The following is a 1532-nucleotide window of genomic DNA, read 5'->3' as shown; positions in this document are numbered from 1 at the left end:
CCGACGCGAAGTTGCACTGGACCACGCTGCGCGCGGCGCTCGCGCCCGAACCGCCCGGCGGGCCGGGCGAGCCGGCCGGTTCGGCCCCCCCGTTTGATAAAATCTGACCTCGAACGGCGCGCCTGCCAGCCCTGCTGCGGCGCCCGTTCCGGCCACCGGATGCGACCCTCGTGAAACCTCTCCTGCTCTCGCACTTCACCGCCACCAGCTGCATCGGCCGCGGCCTCGATGCGACCCTCGATGCGCTGCGCGACGCGCGCGGCGGGCTCCAGCCCTGCGACTTCGAGCGTGCGGACCTCGACACGTGGATCGGCGCGGTCGAGGGCGTCGATGCACAGCCCGTGCGCGCCGACCTCGCCGACTTCGACTGCCGCAACAACCGCCTCGCGCGACTCGGCCTCACGCAGGACGGCTTCGACGCACGCGTCGCTGCGGCCGTGGCGCGCTACGGTGCGGCGCGCGTCGGCGTGTTCATCGGCACGAGCACCGCAGGCATCCTCGAGACCGAACACGCGTACCAGCGCCGCGATCCGGCAAGCGGCGCACTGCCCGCCGACTTCCGCTACGCGCACACGCACAACCCGTATTCGCCGGCCGCATTCGTGCGCGCGTTTTTCGCGCTGCGCGGCCCCGCGATGGCGATCTCGTCCGCCTGCTCGTCCGGCGCGAAAGTGTTCGGCTCCGCGCGCCGCATGATCGAGGCCGGCTTGATCGACGCGGCTGTCGTCGGCGGCGTCGATTCGCTGTGCCTGACGACGCTGTACGGCTTCAATTCGCTCGAACTGCTGTCGCGCCAGCCGTGCCGTCCGTTCGACGTCGCGCGCGACGGCATCTCGATCGGCGAGGCCGCCGCGTTCGCGCTCGTCGAACGCGTGCCGGACCCGCCCACCGCACTCGACACCGATGCGATCCTGCTGCTCGGCATCGGCGAATCGAGCGACGCGCATCACATGTCATCGCCGCATCCGGACGGGCTCGGCGCGCGCGTCGCGATCGAGCAGGCGCTTGCATCCGCCGGCCTGGGTGCGACCGACATCGACTACGTGAACCTGCACGGCACCGCGACACCGAGCAACGACGCGGCCGAAAGCCGCGCGATCGGCGCGCTGTTCGCCAGCACGCCATGCAGCTCGACGAAGGGCGCAACCGGCCATACGCTCGGTGCGGCGGGGGCGCTCGAGGCCGTCGTCGCCGCGCTCGCGCTGCGCGAGCAGTTCATGCCGGCCGGCGTCAACACGACGCAACCTGACCCGGCACTCGCCGCCGACTACGTGCTCGCGAGCCGCGATGCGCGCGTGCGCGCCGTCCTCTCCAATTCGTTCGGCTTCGGCGGCACGAATTGCAGCCTGATCCTCGGCCGCGCCGACCACGCCCGCCGTTGAGGCCCGTCATGACACTCACCGCCTTCATCGAAAGCATCGGCCTCATCGGGCCCGGATTGGCCGACTGGCCGCACGCGGCCGACGTGCTCGCGGGCCGCGCACCATATGCACCCGCCCGCACCGAACTGCCGCCGCCGGCCGGCCTGCCGA

General features: G+C 72.0%; 1 protein-coding gene and 1 pseudogene. Both read left to right on the top strand.

The window, feature by feature from the left end; translation table 11 throughout:
* The first annotated feature begins 170 nt into the window (after nt 1-170).
* Nucleotides 171-1382, top strand: a complete 1212-nt coding sequence (locus G3O06_RS48165) for a beta-ketoacyl-[acyl-carrier-protein] synthase family protein (protein WP_205820438.1) — start codon at nt 171-173, stop codon at nt 1380-1382.
* Nucleotides 1383-1390: 8 nt separating this feature from the next.
* Nucleotides 1391-1532, top strand: a pseudogene (locus G3O06_RS49555) (3-oxoacyl-ACP synthase); the annotation flags it as partial.

The sequence above is a fragment of the Burkholderia sp. Ac-20345 genome (genome assembly GCF_017104825.1).
GTDB lineage: Bacteria > Pseudomonadota > Gammaproteobacteria > Burkholderiales > Burkholderiaceae > Burkholderia > Burkholderia lata_B.
Note: the sequence above shows the minus strand (reverse complement) of the source record. Positions and strands in the feature narration are given on the sequence as shown.